This window comes from Burkholderia sp. COPS (genome assembly GCF_019425585.1).
Classification (GTDB): Bacteria; Pseudomonadota; Gammaproteobacteria; order Burkholderiales; family Burkholderiaceae; genus Burkholderia; species Burkholderia cepacia.
The window spans coordinates 150,711-167,050 of the sequence record NZ_WIXR01000017.1; the positions used below are offsets into that span (position 1 = coordinate 150,711).

The window sequence follows — 16,340 nt, forward strand, 5'->3', positions numbered from 1 at the left end:
GCGGTTCGCTGCGCCCCGACGCGGCGCGTGGCGTCGTTGCGGCGGCCCGGCGGAACGCATGATGCCCCGCCCGAACCTGCGGACGCAGGTCGCGCTGTGGCTGCTGCTGCCGCTGCTCGGCCTGCTCGCGCTCGACTCGTGGCTCACGTACCAGCGCGCGATGAACGCCGCGCACGTCGCGTTCGACCGCACGCTGTCGTCGTCGCTGAAGTCGATCCGCGAAGGCGTGCGGCTCAATGACGGCGAGATCGAGGTCGACCTGCCGTATCTCGCGCTCGAAATGCTCGAATCGAGCGACGGCGGCAAGATCTACTACCTGATCCGCGAGGACAACGGCCACACGGTCACCGGCTACCCGGACCTGCCGCTGCCGCACGGGCGCGACGCGGGCGACGGTGCGCTGTTCGTCACGCGCTACTACGACGTCGTCTATCGCGGCGAACAGCTGCGGATGGCCGCGCTGCGCATCCCGGTGCACGACGTGCCGACCGCGCAGTCGCGCATCGTGTGGGTGATGGTCGGCGAGACGATCGAGGCGCGCCAGGCGCTCGCGCGCGAGATCCTGGTGGGGTCGCTGCTGCAGGAAGGGCTGCTGGTCGTGCTGGCGCTTGGCATCGTGTGGCTCGGCGTCGGGCGCGGGCTGCGGCCGCTGAACCGGCTGTCGGCGACGGTCGCCGCGCGCAGCGAGGACGATACGACGCCGCTCGATACCGGCGCGATGCCGAGCGAACTTGCGCCGCTCGTCGAGTCGATCAACCAGTACATCGGCCGCACGCAGCGGATGCAGGTCGCGCGGCGCCGCTTCTTCGCGGACGCGGCCCATCAACTGAAGACGCCGCTCGCGGCCGTGCAGGCGGGCGTCGAGCTCGCGCTGCGGCCCGACGAGCAGCCGCGTGCGAACGGGCACCTGCGGCGCGCGAACGGCGCGGTGCGGCAGGCCGCGAAGATCGTCCAGCAACTGCTGTCGCTGTCGCGGCTCGATTCGGACAGCGGCCACGCTGTTGCCCACCAGCCGGTCGCGCTGCACCGCCTCGCGCGCAGCGTGACGCTCGACTGGTCGCCGGTCGCCCGTGCGCGCGACATCGATCTCGGTTTCGAGCATGAAGCCGACATCGACGTGCACGGGCAGCCCGACCTGCTCGGCGAGATGATCGGCAACCTGATCGACAACGCGATCCGTTATGCGGGCGATCGCGCGGTGATTACGGTACGCGTGTCGCGCGACGGGGCGCATGCGCGGCTCGACGTGATCGACAACGGGCCGGGCGTGCCGGCGGACGAGCGCGACGCGGTGTTCGAGCGCTTCCATCGCGGCAGCAAGACGCAGACGGTAGAGGGGACGGGGCTCGGGCTGTCGATCGTGCGGGAGATCGCGCGCGTGCATCAGGGCACGGTGACGCTGGCCGATGCGGCCGGCGGGGGGCTGGTCGTGACGATCCGGTTGCCGGCGGCGAACGACGCGGCTGCGCATGCCGCGTGATGGCGAGTTGCGATGTGGGCAGCCGGGAGCGGTAACGGGTAAGCGGGAGGCGATTAGCAGGCAGTAGGAAGCCGCTCGGGCGGCTTCCGGGCTACGAAGACGATGTGATCGAGTGAGCGGTGCCGTGTACGGGCCTCAATCGCCGAACCCGATCTCCGCTTCCAGCGCCTGGCCGACTTCGAGCCACCCGCCCGCGCCTTCGACGACGATCGCGTTGATGCCGAACGTCAGCTCGCCGCCGAAGTTCGGGTTCGCGCGATAGGTCTGCATCGTGTCGGTCGGCTCGTGCGGCCACGCGGGATCGGGCGCGCCGTTGACCTGGTCGATCGTCGGCATCGGGCAGCGCGTGCACGGCTTCACGAGCCGCAGCCGCACGGGCGACGCACCTTCCGTATCGAGATGCTCGACGAAATCCTCTTCGTACGCGTCGAGATCCGACACCACGATGTTCGGCCGGAAGCGGTTCATCGGAATCGCCGGTGCACCTTTGGCGGTGAGCCGCGCGTTCAGGTCGTCGAGCGAAGACTGGCCGATCACGAGCAGCGGGTAGCCGTCCGCGAACTGCGTGTGCGTATCGATCTCGCCGGTCCATTTGCGGTTGCAGCCGCGGCGCGCGTCGGGCGCGAAGCGCGCGAGCTTCGCGGGCGTGCCGAGGAATTCGGTGAGCCAGGCGGCCGTTTCGGCGCCCGTGTCGATCGCATCGACGGTGTCGCGCCACACGGTCGCGGCCATTTTCGGCGTGGCGGGCGATACGTCGCCGTCGAGCGGCGTGCGGATCTCGCGCATGCCCGGCGCGCTCAGCACGAGCGCATCGTTGTTCAGTGCGGTGCGGATCAGCGCGAGGCGCGGGTGCGTGCGCTGCGTGATCATCTGTCCGGCGGGGTCGGTGATCAGCCAGTGGCGGTCATACGCCAGGCCCGTTTCGAGCAGCTGCGCGCGCGACAGCGCGATGCCGGCGCAGGATTTGATCGGATAGACGAAGAGTTCGGCGATGGCTGGCATGACGCTGGCTGAAGGCGGATGGCGAGACTGCGATTGTGCCAGATCGCGCCGCAGCCGTTCGGACGGCTGCGCTGCGTCGCGCGGACGGTCATGCGAGCGGGAAGCCGGGGTCGAACGTGGTACGCACGTCGAGCGGCTGGCGCAGCAGTCCCGCCTTCAGGTAGAAGTCGGCCGTGCGCTGCTGTTCGGCGATGACCGTCGCATCGATCGGCAACCAGCGCGTGTTGCGGCGCTCGAACTGCAGCTTCGCGGCCGCCGGCGGGATGCCGATGATGCGCGCGAGCGCCGCCGAATACGCGTCGGCATGCCGGTACGACCAGGCCTGCGCGCGCACGACGCGCCGCAGGAAATCGTGCAGCACGTCGCGCTTCGACGCGATCGCCGCGTCGGTCGCCGCGATGTAGCTGAGGCCCGACCACAGCCCGCGGCCGCTGACGAGCACGCGCGCGCGCCCGCTCGTTTCCGCGAGTGCGGTATAGGGCTCCCAGGTCGCCCACGCATCGATCGAACCGGTTGCGAGCGCAAGCATCGTATCGGCCGGCGGCAGGAAGCGGAACGAGACGGCGTCGGGAGGCAGGCCGGCCGCGTCGAGCGCCTTCAGCGTGACGAAATGCCCGATCGAGCCGCGCGTGGTGCCGATGCGCTTGCCTTTGAGGTCGGCCGGGCCTTTCAGCGCGGCATCGGGCCGCACGAGCACCGCCGTGCCGTACGGGTCGGAGCGGTTCGCGCCGATCACCTTGATGCGTGCGCCCGACGCGAGCGCGAAGATCACCGGCGCATCGCCGATCGGCCCGCAGTCGACGGCGGCCGCATTCAGCGCTTCGGCGAGCGGCGCGGCGGCCGGGAACTCGGTCCACGCGATGTCGTACGGCAGGCCGTTCAGTTCGCCGGCTGCTTCGAGCAGCGCGCGCAGCCCGCCTTTCTGGTCGCCGGCGCGCAGCAGCGGCCGCGTGCCCGATTGCGCGCGCACGGCGGCCGGGGCCGCGGCGATCGTGGCGAGGGCGCTCGCTCGCGCGAGGAAGTGACGTCGGGTCGGATTCATCGTGAAGTTCGGTCGAAAGAGAAAGTCAGGGATTCAATCAATGCGGAAGCCCGGCCTGCACGTCGCGCACGGGCTCCGTGTCGACGCGCAGCAGCAGCGCGGTCAGCGCGTCGCCGTTCGCGGCCGGTACCGCCGGCCGTGCCGTGGCGTCCGAGCGGCACAGCAGGTCGGCATCCGACCAGCCCGCGCTGCCCGGCAACGCGCGCGCCCGCAGCCAGCCGCGGCGATCGGCGAGGAGCTGCGTGCCGCCGAGCGCGGCGGGCGCCACGCCGGCGATCGTCGCGAAGGCGAGCCACGCATCGGGCGTCGACGCGACGCAATCGGCTCGCGCCGTGCCGGCCGCCTGCACGACGGGCGTGCCGCTTGCCGTGACGAGCAAGGTTTGCCAGCGCGCGTCTTCCGGCGGGGGCGCCGCGCCCGGCGCGAGTGCGACGATGCGCACGCGCTGGCCTGCGCGCCAGCGATCGAGCGGTTGGGGCGCGGCGCTGCCGCAGCGCACGTCGAGCGCCGGCAGCGGGACGGGCACGGGCCACGCGCCTTCCGCCTGCGCGCCGCTGCCCGCGGCGAGCGCTTTCAGATAGTCGAGCACGGCCCAGGTGTCGCGGGGCCCGAGCGTCGCGGCGAAGCCGGGCATCGTCGGCGCACCGCGTTCGTCGCGTGTCCCGTGGCGCACGCGCCAGAACAGTTCGCCGTCGAGGCGGCGGGCGAGCAGGGCGCCGGCGAAGGTCGGCGGCCAGTGCGGGAGCGTGGCCGCAAGCGGCCCTTCCCCGCGTCCGTCCACGCCGTGGCACGCCACGCAGTGTTGCGCATACAAGTGCGCGCCGCGCATCACGTTCGATACCGAAAACGGCGCGGGATCGCGCTGGAAACTCGTCGGCACGGCAGGCGAAAGCCACAGCGAAGCCGGTGGCCACGGCGCGAACCACACAACGGCGAGCGCGGCCAGCACCGCAAGCGCCGACGCCGCACGCCGCTTGCGTAACGCGAGCGCGATGCACGCGAGCACGGCGGCCAGTGTCGTCGCCGCGACGGCGAATGCGAGTTGCCGCGTGAGCCCGGCGTCGATGCGCAGCGTTTCGAGCGCGATGCGACGGGCCCACGGCCACGCAGGCTGACCGTCAGCGTCGCCCGTCAGCCCGATCGCATGCAGCACGCGCGACAGCGCGACTTGCGCGCGATACAGTCCTTGCAGAAACAGCAGCGCCCAGTCGGAGAACGTCGGTGCATTCATCGGCTACGTTCCGGCCGCACGGCGGCCCATCGTCGAACGGTACCGCGCATCTACCAGCTCGCATCGAGCCCGAGATGCCGCAACGCGTCGTGACGCAGCTCGGCGAGGCGCGGGTCGCCGCGATGGCGCGGGTAGGGCAGGTCGACGCGCAATTCGGCGACGATCCGCGCGGGACGCGGCCCGAACACGATCACGCGCTGCGCGAGGAACAGCGCTTCCTCGACATCGTGCGTGACGAGCAACGCAGAGAAACCGTCGCGTTGCCACAGCGCGGTGAGTTCGGCCTGCATCGTGAGCCGGGTGAGCGAATCGAGCTTGCCGAGCGGTTCGTCGAGAATCAGCAAGCGCGGATCGTTGACGAGCGCGCGGGCCAGTGCGACCCGCTGCGCCATCCCGCCGGACAGCTGATGCGGGAACACGTTCGAGAATTCCTGCAGGCCGACGCGCGCGAGCGCATCGTCGACGCGATGCTGCGACGCGCGCGCCACGCCGCGCGCCTCGAGGCCGAGCGCGACGTTCGCGCGCACTCGCCGCCACGGGTACAGCGTCGGGTCCTGGAACACGACGATGCGCGACGGATCGGGTTGCTCGATCGGCACGCCGTCCTGCGCGATTCCGCCTTGCCGCGCGGCGTCGAGGCCCGCGACGAGGCGCAGCAGCGTCGATTTCCCGCAGCCGCTCGGGCCGAGCAGCGCGACGAATTCGCCGGCCGCGACCGACAGCGTGACGTCGTCGAGCACGGGCAGCGGGCCGCCGGGGCCGTCGAACGCATGGCTCACGCGGCGGATGTCGATGCGCGCGCCGCGCGGCGCCGTGACGGCAGGCGACGCGGCGGGCGAAGCGGAAGCGGACGATTCGAGTGCGGCGGCGCTCACCATTTGACGGTTCCTTTCTGCCACGCGAGCACACGGTCGCGCACCGCGAACAGCAGCGCGATCAGCCCGGAAAACAGCAGCGCCATCACGATCAGCGCCGCATACATGTTGACGTAGGAGGCCCAGCCCTGCGCCCAGCTCAGGTACCAGCCGAGCCCGGACTTGACGCCCATCATCTCGGCGACGACCAGCACCGTGAACGACGCGCTCAGCCCCATGAAGATGCCGACGAACACGTGCGGCAGCGCGGCCGGAATCGCGACGCGCAGCACGAGGAAGCGCGCGTTCGCGCCGAGCGTGCGCGCCACGTCGTAGTACTGCTTGTTGACGCTCGCGACGCCCGACCACGTCAGCACCGCGACCGGGAAGCCGGTGGCGAGCGCGATCAGGAACGCGGCGGCGGAATAGCTCGACGGGAAGAAGTAGAACGTGAGCGGCAACAGCGCGGTGGCCGGCACGGGGCCGAGCACGCGCAGCACCGGATGCACCCAGTAGCCGATCCGGCGCGACCAGCCGATCGACACGCCGACCGCGAAACCGACCGCGACGCCGTATGCAAAGCCGAGCGCGAGCAGCTTCAGCGTGTTGCCGGCGCTGCCGAGCAGGCGCGGCCAGTCGTCGACGTAGACCTCGATCAGTGCCTGCGGCGGCGCGAAGAACGGCGTCGGCAGCCAGCCGGTTTTCGCGGTGACGATTTCCCACGCGGCGAGCACGAGCGGCAGCGCGACGAGCCACGGGCCGGCCGGGCGCACGCGCGCGAGCCGCGTGCGCGTCGCGGCGACGAGATGGCCGAGCGTCGCGGCGGCGAGCAGCAACGCGGCGATCGTCCACGCGGCCGTGCCGAACGTGTCCGTGTACGCCCAGTCGCTGAAACCGACGATGCGGTTCGGCCACAGCTGCGTGACGGCGCCGAGCGCGGCCCAGGCGAGCGCGGCGGCGATGCCGGTCGGCCAGGTGCGCGCGCGGCGCGCTTCGGCCGCGAGCGTCGCTTCGCAGGCCGTGCAGGCCACGCGTGCGGAGGCAGCGGAAGCAGCGGAAGCACCGGAAGCACCGGAAGCGGGCGCGCCGCCGGCCGGTGACGGTGCGGTGCGCGCGGTGGAGGCGTGTTCGATCGTCGACATCGCGTCACCCGAGCACGTTCGCATAGACCTGCTGCGCGAAGCGCTGCGGGTCGGTGCTCTTCTTCAGCACGCTGATGCGGCGGAAATCGTCCGCATAGAACGCGATTTCCTGCTGCAGGTCGACGTTGGTCGGGTGGTGCGTGTAGGTGAGCGTCGCGTACAGCTTGCGCAGGTCCTCGGGGCTGATCTTCGGTGAATATTTCGCGAACACCTTCGCGGCTTCGTTCGGGTTGTCGTGCGTGAACTCGGTGGCCTGCACGATCGAGCGCGCGAGTGCGGCGGCGGACGGCCGGTCGTTGCGCACGAGATCGCCGCGCGCGCCGATCACGCAGCACACCTTGCGTGCGTATTCGCCTGACAGGTTCGTGGCGAGTTCCGTGTACGCGCCGTTGCTGCGCTTTTCGAGGAGGTAGAGGTTCGGGTCGCCGTCGGCGATCGCGTGGATCTCGCCCTTGTCGACCGCGACGCCGAGCAGGTCGGCCGGATACTGCCGCCACGTGATGTCGCGCTCGGGATCGATCCCGTTCTTCGCGAGCAGGATCGAGAAGAAATGCTTGCCGGGCGCGGCCAGGTCGCTGACGCCGACAGTCTTGCCCTTCAACGCCTGCAGCGTCGTGACGCCGGCCGCCTTCGAGCCGAGCAGCCGCACGCAGCCGCCGTGCGAGCTGCCGATGATCTTCACGTCGAAACCGGCTTCGAGCGGCTTCAGCCAGCGATGGATCATCCCGACCGCCGCATCGGCCTTGCCGGTCGCGATCGATTCGAGCAACTGGTCGGTCGAGCCGCTGTAGTTGATCAGTTCGACCTTCAGGCCGTTCTTCTCGAAGAAGCCGCGCTCCTGCGCGACGACGATCGGCGTCAGGCAGAACGCGTTCTGGTTCCACGCGAACGTGAGCTTCTTCAGCGGCGGCGCGGACCAGGCCTTGCGGCCAAGCGTGATCGCGGGCGCGGCGAGCGCGGCGGCGCCGGCCGCGCGCAGCAGCTTGCGGCGTTTGTCGTCGAGCGCGTCGTGCGTGTCGTGCGTATGGCGCGCATTGGCGGGCGCGGGTGCGGCGGTTCGGGTCATGTGGTCTGGTCTCCGGTCGTGCGGGAAGGCGCTCAGTCGAGCAGGTCGGGTTCGTCGGCGACGACGCGCGCGAACAGGCTGTCGAACGCATGCAGCGCGCCCTCGGGGCCGCCGATCTGGCCGTGCGTGTGGCGCGCGGTGGCGTGATCGATCGGTTGCGGCGTGCCGGCCGCCTCGGCCAGCAACTGCGTGTGCGCGGCGTTGTCGAGCGCGATGTACCACCATGCGGCGGCCTCGACCGTCGGGCCGGCGGTCAGGATTCCGTGGTTCTTCAGGATCGCGCCCTTGTGCGTGGTGCCGTCCGGTTTCGCAAGCGCATCGGCGATCCGTGCGCCTTCGCTCGTGTCGACGACCATCCCCGTGAAGTCGTCGAACAGCGCGTGGTCTTCATAGAACACGCACGCGTCCTGCGTGAGCGGATCGAGCGGGCGGCCGAGCGTCGACCACGCCTTGCCGTATGTCGAATGCGTATGCGCGGCGGCGACGATGTGCGGATGCGCGTCGTGGATTGCCGCATGGATCGCGAACGCGGCCTTGTTCAGCGGGCGCGTGCCGATCGCGGTTTCGCCGCGCGCGTTGACGAGCAGCAGATCGGACACCTTGATCTGCGAGAAATGCACACCGAGCGGATTCACCCAGAAGTGGTCGGGCAGTTCGGGGTCGCGTGCGGTGATGTGGCCGGCGAGCCCCTGTGCGAAGCCGAAGCGGGCGAACAGGCGGAACGCGGCGGCGAGCCGCTCCTGACGGTGACGGCGCTCGGCGGCGACGTCGACGCGCGGCGCGGGCGGATCGAACCAGAAATGCTGGCGCGGCGACGCGGCGAGCGCGAGGCCCGACGCGGTGCGTTCGAGTGTGGACGGAACGGCGGACATCGTAAGGGTCTCCCGGATTGCGTCAGGCCGCGCGGCGCGCCGCGTCGCGTGCGGCGACGGCGCTGCGCACGCGCGGAATCAGTTCGCGGCCGTAGTCGATCGCGTCTTCCAGCGGATCGAAGCCGCGGATCAGGAACGTCGTGACGCCGAGGTCGTAGTAGTCGAGCAGCGCATCGGCGACCTGTTCGGGCGTGCCGACCAGCGCCGTCGAATTCGAACGCGCGCCGGTGAGGCTGGCGATCTCGGTCCACAGCCGCTTGTCGACGCGCGAGCCGCGTTCGGCCGCGGCCAGCAGGCGGCGCGCGCCTTCGCTTTGTTGCGGGCCGCCGGCGCCGAGGCCGGCCGCTTCACGCAGCCTGCGTGTTTCGTCGAGGATGCGATGCGCACGCGCCCACGCTTCGTCCTCGGTCGCGGCGAGGATCGGGCGGAACGACACGGAGAAACGCACCTGCCGGCCGTGCTTCGCGGCTTCGGCGCGCACCCGGGTCGTCAGGTCGCGCACCTGGTCGAGCGATTCGCCCCACAGCGCGTAGACGTCCGCATGCTTGCCGGCCACGGCGAGCGCGGCTTCCGATGCGCCGCCGAAATAGATCGGCACATGCGGCTGCTGGAACGGCTTCACTTCCGAGAACCCCTGTTTGAACCGGTAATGCGCGCCGTCGTGATCGAACGGCTGCGCTTCGGTCCAGATCCGCCGCAGGATGCCGAGGTACTCGTCGGTGCGCTCATAACGTGCGTCATGGTCGAGGAAATCGCCGTCGCGCTGCTGCTCGCTGTCCGAGCCGCCGGAGATGAAGTGCACGGCGAGCCGGCCGCGGCTGAACTGGTCGAGTGTCGCGATCTGCCGCGCGGCGAGCGTCGGCGCGGTGAAGCCCGGGCGATGCGCGAGCATGAAGTGGATGCGCTCGGTCGCGGCCGCCGCGAACGCGATCGTCAGCGTCGCCGACGGGCCGGTCGAGTGGTGCGGCACGAGGATCCGGTCGAAGCCGGCCGTCTCGTGGGCGCGGGCAAAGTCGCGCACGTAGCCGGGGTCGACCACGGGGCCGGCCGGCGGGTGGATTTCCGACTGCTTCTGGCTCTGGATCATGCCGATGAATTCGACGCTCATCTGGGTCTCCGGTGCGGGGATGTCCCGGCACGCGGCCGGGCAGGAATGGAGCGCAGGTTAACGCCGCGATCATGCGGAATGGAAATAATCAATCCCGATTTGAATATCAGATTTGCATGGTTTGGGCGCGTGTGCGCTACGCATACGCTGTGGGCTCACGAACGATCGGGCGCGCGGGCGCCGGCGAATCCGGGGGGACGCGTTGCGGATCGCCCGGTTCATGGGATACCGCGCCGCGCGGCGATCGATTGCCGCGGTTGCCGATTTCCGTCGCGCTTGCCGCCTGTCCGTATTACCCAGGGAATCCGTTTCGATGTCCGCCAGCCTTGCCGTTTCCTCGCCGTCGCCGCAGCCGCCCGCGCTGCGCCTCCTGCCCACCGCCGATGCCGACGACGCACGCGTCGCCGCGCTGCTCGAGCGCCTCGCGCCGGAACTTGCCGCCGACGCGGCGCGCAACGACGTCGATGGGCGCTTTCCGCACGAGAACTTCGCGCGGCTGCATCGCGCGGGGCTGATCGCGCATGTCGTGCCGCGCGAGCATGGCGGCGCCGGTGCGACGCTCGCGCAGGCGAGCCGGATCGTTGCCGCCGTCGCGCGGGCCGATCCGGCCACCGCACTGGTGCTGACGATGACCTATCTGCAACATCGCGCGCTCGGCCGGGCCGACAACCGCTGGCCCGCACAGGTGCGGCGCGCGGTGTTCGACAGCGCGGTCACGCACGGTGCGCTGATCAACGCGCTGCGGGTTGAACCCGCGCTCGGTTCGCCGTCGCGCGGCGGCCTGCCGGAAACCGTAGCCCGGTGCGACGGCGACGGCTGGCGGCTGTCCGGCCACAAGCTGTACAGCACCGGGATTCCGGCGCTGCGCTGGCTGGCCGTGTGGGCGCGCACCGACGAACCGGCGCCGCGGGTCGGCGTGTTTCTCGTGCCGCGCGACCGCGATGCGGATGGCGATCGCATCCGCGTGATCGAAAGCTGGAATCACCTCGGCCTGCGTGCGTCGGGCAGCCACGAGGTCGTGTTCGACGACGTCCGGCTGCCGGCCGATCACGCGGTCGACGTGCGCGCACCGGACGCATGGGCCGTGTCGGCCGCGACCCACGCGGATGCCGACGCGCAGGCCGACCAGCAGGCGTGGATGGTCGCGCTGCTCGGCAGCCTGTACGACGCGGTGGCGCGCGCGTCGCGCGACTGGGTGGTCGAATTCGCGACGACGCGTGCGCCGAGCGGGCTGGGCGCGCCGCTCGCGACGCTGCCGCGCGTGCAGGAAGCGGTCGGCGAAATTGAGGGCTGGCTGCACGCGAACCGCGTGCTGCTCGACGATCACATCGCGCGCACCGACGCGGGTCATGCTCCGCCAGTCACGACGAGCGGGCTAGTCAAGCGCACCGTGACCGAGCACGCGATCCGTGCGGTCGAACAGGCGCTGAAGCTGTCGGGCAATCACGGGCTGAGCCGCGCCAATCCGCTCGAACGCCACTATCGCGACGTGCTGTGCAGCCGCGTGCATACGCCGCAGGACGACGCGATCGCGGTGGCGGCGGGGCGTGTGGTGCTCGACGCGGCGAGCCGGGTCGAAGCGAAGGGCGAGACGAAGGGCGAAGCGAAGGGCGAAGCGAGCGGCAAAGCGAGCGGCGAGATGGAAACGGGCGAGGCGTCGGTCGACGGGACCGAGCGCGGCCGCAGCGATGCGTGAGCGGAGCAGGGCTGGCGCGAGCATCGACCGGGCGGCGCGATGCTGCCGCCGCCCGATAAGGTCACGCAGCCTGGTCGTGCGCCTGCTCGGGCAGCGCGAATGCCGCACGCGCATGCGCGGCGACGGCCGCGAGCGGCGCGCCGAAGCGGGCCGCATCGTGCCGGCGCAGCAACCACAGATCGATGTGCGGCTTGAAATCGGCGAGCGGCACGATGTCGAGCGCATCGCGCAGCGGGCTGCCTTCGACGAGCGGCAGCGGCATCAGCCCGATGCCGAAGCCGTTCGCGACGCTCTGCAGTTGCAGGTCGCGGCCGTAGGCGTCGAGCGTGACCGGCATCGGCAGGCCCTGCGCGTCGAGCGCGCGCCGCAGGCCCGCACGAAAGCCGCAGCCGTCGGGATTGAGCACCCAGCCATGAGCGTGGCAATCGGCGAGCCGGTAGCTGCGGCGCGGCCAGTCACCCTTGCGGCCGACCGCGACGAGCCGCGTGGCCAGCAGCCGTTCGCCGTCGACCTGTGCCGGCAGCACCATCTCGCGCGCGAGGAACACGAGCGCCGCATCGAGTTCGCGGCGGGCGACCCGCTCGACGAGCATGCCGCCCCACGCGGTCGTGACCTGCGTCGCGAGCGCGGGCCACTGCGCGGCGAGTTCGGCGATCAGCGCGGGCAGCATCAGTTCGCCGAGGCCCTGCGTGAGCCCGATCCGGAACTCGCCGGCGGGCGGCTGCTCGCCGGCCGTCAGCTCGCGCAGCGCATCGACTTCGCGCAGGATCGCGCGACACTGCTCGAAGACCTGCCGGCCGATGTCGGTCGGGCGCGGCGGCTTCGTGTTGCGATCGAGCAGGGTCACGCCGAGCGCTTCCTCGAGATTCTGGACGCGCCGCGTGATCGCGGGCTGCGTCATCCCGAGCTCGGCCGCGGCCTGGCTCAGGGTCTGGCAGCGGACAACCGCTGCAAAAGCGTCGATATCGCTAATTTTCATGTTTGTTCTGCATGGTCTTTCAGGTGCATCATGACGATCCATCATATTCGGCATCATATTCGAGGAGCCAGCCGATGAGTACGCTTTCGTTGCATCAGACGCCGCTGCGTCCGTTCGTCGACGGTCTGGGCGCGCTGCTCGCGTCCGGCGCGGACGAGGCGCGCATCCTCGACGAGGGCGGTGCGCTGCTCGCCGCGCTCGTCGAACACGACGACTGGTTGCCCGACACGTTCGCGCAGCCCGACCCCGCGCGCTATCGGCAATACCTGCTGCATCTCGACCCGGACGAGCGGTTCTCGGTCGTCAGCTTCGTGTGGGGGCCTGGCCAGACGACGCCGATCCACAACCACACGGTGTGGGGGCTGATCGGAATGCTGCGCGGCGGCGAATTCTCGCAGCCGTACCGGTTCGACGCGGCCGGCCGGCCGGTGCCGTCCGGCGAAGCCGTGCGGCTGGCGCCGGGCGAGATCGAGGCCGTGTCGCCGCGCATCGGCGACGTCCATCGCGTGACCAACGCGTTCGCCGACCAGGTATCGATCAGCATCCACGTGTACGGCGCGAATATCGGCAAGGTCGAGCGCGCGGTGTACCTGGACGACGGCACCGTGAAGCCCTTCGTGTCGGGCTATTCGAACGCCTGATGCAACGCCCGCCGATGCGACCGGTTGCCCGCACGCGCCGGCGGGCCCAAGATTGATCCGTTCCGCTTTCTTCACTGACTTCAACGCATTCAATACAGAGACATCGTGACGCACTCCGCCGATTCCACTTCCCGTTTTCCCGTCGCGTCGTACCAGGATGTGCGCGCGCGCCTGCTTGCCCGCGACGAGATCGCACTGATCGACGTACGCGAGGAAGACCCGTACGCGCAGGGCCACCCGCTGTGGGCCGCCAACTTTCCGCTGTCGAAACTCGAACTCGACGCGTGGACGCGGATTCCGCGCCGCGACACGCCGATCGTCGTATTCGGCGAAGCGGGCGGCGAGGATCTCGCGCCGCGCGCGGCCGAGAAGCTCGCGCAACTCGGCTACACCGACGTGCGGCTGCTCGACGGCGGCCTCGCGGGCTGGCTCGCGGCGGGCGGCGAACTGTTCATCGACGTGAACGTGCCGAGCAAGTCGTTCGGCGAATGGGTCGAGGCCGAGCGGCATACGCCGTCGCTGTCCGCGCAGGAGGTGCAGGCGCTGATCGACGCGCAGGCCGATGTCGTGATCGTCGATGCGCGCCGTTTCGACGAATACCAGACGATGAACATCCCGACCTCGACGAGCGTACCCGGCGCGGAACTCGTGCTGCGCGTGCGCGCGCTTGCGCCGAACCCGGCGACGCAGGTCGTCGTCAACTGCGCGGGACGCACGCGCAGCATCATCGGCACGCAGTCGCTCGTCAACGCGGGGCTGCCGAATCCGGTCGCGGCGCTTCGCAACGGCACGATCGGCTGGACGCTCGCGGGCCAGACGCTCGAGCGGGGGGCCGCGCGGCGCTTTCCGGACGACATCGACGCGACGCAGCGCGACGAAGCGCGCCGCGCTGCGCGTGCGGTGGCCGAACGCGCGGGCGTGCCGCGCGTCGCGCTCGCCGACGTCGCCGCGCTCGACGAACCGGGCCGCACGCTGTACCGCTTCGACGTGCGCACGCCGGAGGAATACGAAGCCGGCCATCTGCCGGGTTTCCTGAGCACGCCGGGCGGCCAGCTCGTGCAGGAAACCGACCATCATGCGGCCGTGCGCGGCGCGCGGATCGTGCTCGCCGACGACGACGGCGTGCGTGCCGACATGACCGCGTCGTGGCTCGCGCAGATGGGCTGGGACGTGCGTGTCGTCGAGCCGGCCGGCGCGGCCGCTTTCGGCGAGCGCGGCCAGCCGCCGCGCGACGTGCCGGCGACGCCGGCCGTGGCGGAGGTATCGCCCGCGACGCTCGCGGGCTGGCTGAAGGAGGCGGCGCCCGGCGAGCTGGCGATCGTCGACGTGACGGCCAGCGCGAACTACGTGAAGCGCCATATTCCTGGCGCGTGGTTCGCCGTGCGTGCGCAGCTGCGCGACGCGCTCGCGGCGATTCCGGCCGCGAAGCGTTATGTGTTCACGTGCGGGTCGAGCCTGCTCGCGCGGTTTGCGGCGAACGACGCGCGTGCGCTGCTGCCGGCCTCGGCCGAGATACGGGTGCTCACCGGCGGCACGGCCGCGTGGATCGACGCCGGGCTGCCGCTCGAAAGCGGCGAGACGCGACTGGCGTCACCGCGTGTCGACCGCTACCGGCGCCCGTACGAAGGCACCGACAACGCGGCGGCCGCGATGCAGGCATATCTCGATTGGGAATACGGGCTGGTCGACCAGTTGAAGCGGGACGGCACGCACCACTTCAACGTGATCTGACCGATGCGATACAACCGGGCGTAACGCGCGCAACGCGCGTCGCGCCCGGTCGACGCGCGTGTCAGCGCTTGAACGTATCGACGGCCGTGCGGCCGACGGCAGGATCGTCGGTGAAGAAGCCGTCGATGCCCGCGCGCAGGTACGCCTGGATCTCGCGCACCGAGCCTGCCGTGTTGCGCGTGGCCGGCGTGCCGCCGTCCTTCAGCGACGCGGGCAGGAAGTTGTTCTCCGGGCGGAACGTGTACGGATGCACGACGAGGCCGGCCTCGTGCGCGTAGCGCACGTACTGCGTCGGCTGCTGCAGCGTGCCGTCCGCGGCGACCGCGATGATCGACGTCTTGTACGGGCCGACGCCGTTCGCATAGGTCGCGACCTCGCGCATGCCGTCGCGCGTCGACAGGTCGCCGTAGGTGCGCTTGTCGTTCGCCTTCACGAAGTCGTACGGGCGCTGGCCGGCTTCGTCCATCAGCTGCACGAGCTTCCAGTTCGGCTGGCTCGACTTGATCCGGTTGCGGATCGCCTTCAGGTTCGCGACCTCGAACGACTGGATGTAGACGGTCGCGGTGCGGGCCGTGTACGAATCCTTCAGCAGCGCATCGACGAGGCGGTCCTCGAGCGGCAGGCCGATCGACTGGAAGTAGGTCGGGTGCTTGGTTTCCGGATACAGGTGGATCGTGCGGCCGGTCTGTGCGGACATCTGCTTCGCGAGCGCGACGATTTCGTCGAACGTCGGAATCTCGAACTGGTCGTTGTACGCGGTGTTCGCGGGGCGGACCTGCGGAATGCGCTCGCGGGCGCGCAGCGTCTTCAGCTCGGCGAGCGTGAAATCCTCGGTGAACCAGCCGGTCAGCTGCGTGCCGTCGATCGTCTTGGTCGCCTTGCGGCTCGCGAACTGCGGCAGCGCGGACACGTTCGTCGTGCCCGAGATCTCGTTCTCGTGGCGCGCGACGAGCACGCCGTCGCGGGTCGACACGAGATCGGGCTCGATCACGTCCGCGCCGTCCTCGATTGCCTTGCGGTACGACGCCAGCGTGTGTTCGGGGCGCAGCGCGCTCGCGCCGCGATGGCCGACCACCTGGACCTTCGCGGAAATCGGCTGGGTGGGATCGGACGCGACGTCGTCGTCGCCGCCGCACGCGGCGAGCAGGAACGCGGCGGCACAGGCGAACGGGACGTAGCGCAGGGAGGTCGGGCGCTTGAAGAGCATGTCGATGAACCTTCGAAACGAGAGTCGGAAAGGGGCGGTCGCTCCGGCGGCGCGGCTGTCGTGCCGTGTCGCACGGAATCGGATGGGACGCGATCGTCGCACCGAATAATTACATATGTATTACTTCGGCCTTTCCGTTTCCTGTTTTTGGGGTGCGATGTGCGCGGCGGGGCGGTTGACGGCGGCCCGACGGGTGACGCATTCCGGCCGTCCCGGGCAGGCCGTGCGCCGGATGCACTAAACTTGCGGGAATTTTGCATCGCCGTGCCGGGCCGGACGCCCGCCTGGC

Annotated in this window: 14 protein-coding genes; 4 read left to right on the forward strand and 10 right to left on the reverse strand. The window is 70.4% G+C overall.

Annotated features, from left to right (window positions below):
* Window positions 1–61 precede the first annotated feature (61 nt).
* Complete coding sequence (locus FOZ70_RS17135) at window positions 62–1,480, forward strand: sensor histidine kinase (RefSeq protein ID WP_059651073.1); 1,419 nt, start codon at window positions 62–64, stop codon at window positions 1,478–1,480.
* Between the two features lie 135 nt (window positions 1,481–1,615).
* On the opposite strand, the gene FOZ70_RS17140 is transcribed toward FOZ70_RS17135, so the two are convergent.
* The 8 genes from FOZ70_RS17140 to FOZ70_RS17175 form a co-directional block, all read right to left on the reverse strand.
* Window positions 1,616–2,482, reverse strand: a complete 867-nt coding sequence (locus FOZ70_RS17140; RefSeq protein WP_219706319.1) for an MOSC N-terminal beta barrel domain-containing protein — start codon at window positions 2,480–2,482, stop codon at window positions 1,616–1,618.
* A gap of 88 nt (window positions 2,483–2,570) precedes the next feature.
* On the reverse strand, window positions 2,571–3,524 hold the full coding sequence (locus tag FOZ70_RS17145) for an ABC transporter substrate-binding protein (RefSeq protein WP_175888673.1): 954 nt from the start codon (window positions 3,522–3,524) through the stop codon (window positions 2,571–2,573).
* 37 nt (window positions 3,525–3,561) lie between these two features.
* Window positions 3,562–4,755: a cytochrome c gene (locus FOZ70_RS17150; RefSeq protein WP_219706320.1), complete on the reverse strand. Its 1,194-nt coding sequence runs from the start codon at window positions 4,753–4,755 to the stop codon at window positions 3,562–3,564.
* Between the two features lie 50 nt (window positions 4,756–4,805).
* A complete protein-coding gene (locus FOZ70_RS17155) occupies window positions 4,806–5,633 on the reverse strand; it encodes an ABC transporter ATP-binding protein (RefSeq protein ID WP_219706321.1) in 828 nt (275 codons plus the stop codon).
* Complete coding sequence (locus FOZ70_RS17160; protein ID WP_219706322.1) at window positions 5,627–6,751, reverse strand: ABC transporter permease; 1,125 nt, start codon at window positions 6,749–6,751, stop codon at window positions 5,627–5,629. Before FOZ70_RS17160 ends, FOZ70_RS17155 begins: the two co-directional genes overlap by 7 nt.
* A 4-nt stretch (window positions 6,752–6,755) precedes the next feature.
* Entirely contained in the window at window positions 6,756–7,817 is a 1,062-nt protein-coding gene (locus FOZ70_RS17165; RefSeq protein ID WP_059677027.1) for an ABC transporter substrate-binding protein, read from the reverse strand.
* Window positions 7,818–7,849: 32 nt separating this feature from the next.
* On the reverse strand, window positions 7,850–8,689 hold the full coding sequence (locus FOZ70_RS17170; protein ID WP_059492314.1) for a class II aldolase/adducin family protein: 840 nt from the start codon (window positions 8,687–8,689) through the stop codon (window positions 7,850–7,852).
* A 22-nt stretch (window positions 8,690–8,711) separates the two neighbouring features.
* Complete coding sequence (locus FOZ70_RS17175; protein WP_219706323.1) at window positions 8,712–9,797, reverse strand: LLM class flavin-dependent oxidoreductase; 1,086 nt, start codon at window positions 9,795–9,797, stop codon at window positions 8,712–8,714.
* Between the two features lie 313 nt (window positions 9,798–10,110).
* Here FOZ70_RS17175 and FOZ70_RS17180 point away from each other — a divergent pair, with 313 nt between their 5' ends.
* Window positions 10,111–11,493, forward strand: a complete 1,383-nt coding sequence (locus FOZ70_RS17180) for an acyl-CoA dehydrogenase family protein (RefSeq protein ID WP_219706324.1) — start codon at window positions 10,111–10,113, stop codon at window positions 11,491–11,493.
* Window positions 11,494–11,554: 61 nt separating this feature from the next.
* Here FOZ70_RS17180 and FOZ70_RS17185 read toward each other — a convergent pair whose 3' ends face one another.
* Entirely contained in the window at window positions 11,555–12,529 is a 975-nt protein-coding gene (locus tag FOZ70_RS17185) for a LysR family transcriptional regulator (RefSeq protein WP_174413061.1), read from the reverse strand.
* 17 nt (window positions 12,530–12,546) lie between these two features.
* On the opposite strand from FOZ70_RS17185, the gene FOZ70_RS17190 reads away from it, so the two are divergent.
* Together FOZ70_RS17190 and FOZ70_RS17195 are read left to right on the forward strand one after the other, a co-directional pair.
* Window positions 12,547–13,113, forward strand: a complete 567-nt coding sequence (locus tag FOZ70_RS17190) for a cysteine dioxygenase (RefSeq protein WP_021163696.1) — start codon at window positions 12,547–12,549, stop codon at window positions 13,111–13,113.
* Between the two features lie 105 nt (window positions 13,114–13,218).
* Window positions 13,219–14,844, forward strand: a complete 1,626-nt coding sequence (locus FOZ70_RS17195; RefSeq protein ID WP_219706325.1) for a rhodanese-related sulfurtransferase — start codon at window positions 13,219–13,221, stop codon at window positions 14,842–14,844.
* Window positions 14,845–14,905: 61 nt separating this feature from the next.
* Here FOZ70_RS17195 and FOZ70_RS17200 read toward each other — a convergent pair whose 3' ends face one another.
* Entirely contained in the window at window positions 14,906–16,051 is a 1,146-nt protein-coding gene (locus tag FOZ70_RS17200) for a glycerophosphodiester phosphodiesterase (RefSeq protein WP_059623130.1), read from the reverse strand.
* Window positions 16,052–16,340 lie beyond the last annotated feature (289 nt).

Excerpts from the sequence above, each read along its gene's own strand:
- FOZ70_RS17150 (WP_219706320.1), bottom strand. The coding sequence starts at position 4,755 with ATGAATGCACCGACGTTCTCCGACTGGGCGCTGCTGTTTCTGCAAGGA.
- FOZ70_RS17160 (WP_219706322.1), bottom strand. The coding sequence starts at position 6,751 with ATGTCGACGATCGAACACGCCTCCACCGCGCGCACCGCACCGTCACCG.
- FOZ70_RS17140 (WP_219706319.1), bottom strand. The coding sequence starts at position 2,482 with ATGCCAGCCATCGCCGAACTCTTCGTCTATCCGATCAAATCCTGCGCC.
- FOZ70_RS17180 (WP_219706324.1), top strand. The coding sequence starts at position 10,111 with ATGTCCGCCAGCCTTGCCGTTTCCTCGCCGTCGCCGCAGCCGCCCGCG.
- FOZ70_RS17145 (WP_175888673.1), bottom strand. The coding sequence starts at position 3,524 with ATGAATCCGACCCGACGTCACTTCCTCGCGCGAGCGAGCGCCCTCGCC.
- FOZ70_RS17165 (WP_059677027.1), bottom strand. The coding sequence starts at position 7,817 with ATGACCCGAACCGCCGCACCCGCGCCCGCCAATGCGCGCCATACGCAC.
- FOZ70_RS17190 (WP_021163696.1), top strand. The coding sequence starts at position 12,547 with ATGAGTACGCTTTCGTTGCATCAGACGCCGCTGCGTCCGTTCGTCGAC.
- FOZ70_RS17155 (WP_219706321.1), bottom strand. The coding sequence starts at position 5,633 with ATGGTGAGCGCCGCCGCACTCGAATCGTCCGCTTCCGCTTCGCCCGCC.
- FOZ70_RS17170 (WP_059492314.1), bottom strand. The coding sequence starts at position 8,689 with ATGTCCGCCGTTCCGTCCACACTCGAACGCACCGCGTCGGGCCTCGCG.
- FOZ70_RS17175 (WP_219706323.1), bottom strand. The coding sequence starts at position 9,797 with ATGAGCGTCGAATTCATCGGCATGATCCAGAGCCAGAAGCAGTCGGAA.
- FOZ70_RS17135 (WP_059651073.1), top strand. The coding sequence starts at position 62 with ATGCCCCGCCCGAACCTGCGGACGCAGGTCGCGCTGTGGCTGCTGCTG.
- FOZ70_RS17200 (WP_059623130.1), bottom strand. The coding sequence starts at position 16,051 with ATGCTCTTCAAGCGCCCGACCTCCCTGCGCTACGTCCCGTTCGCCTGT.
- FOZ70_RS17185 (WP_174413061.1), bottom strand. The coding sequence starts at position 12,529 with ATGATGCCGAATATGATGGATCGTCATGATGCACCTGAAAGACCATGC.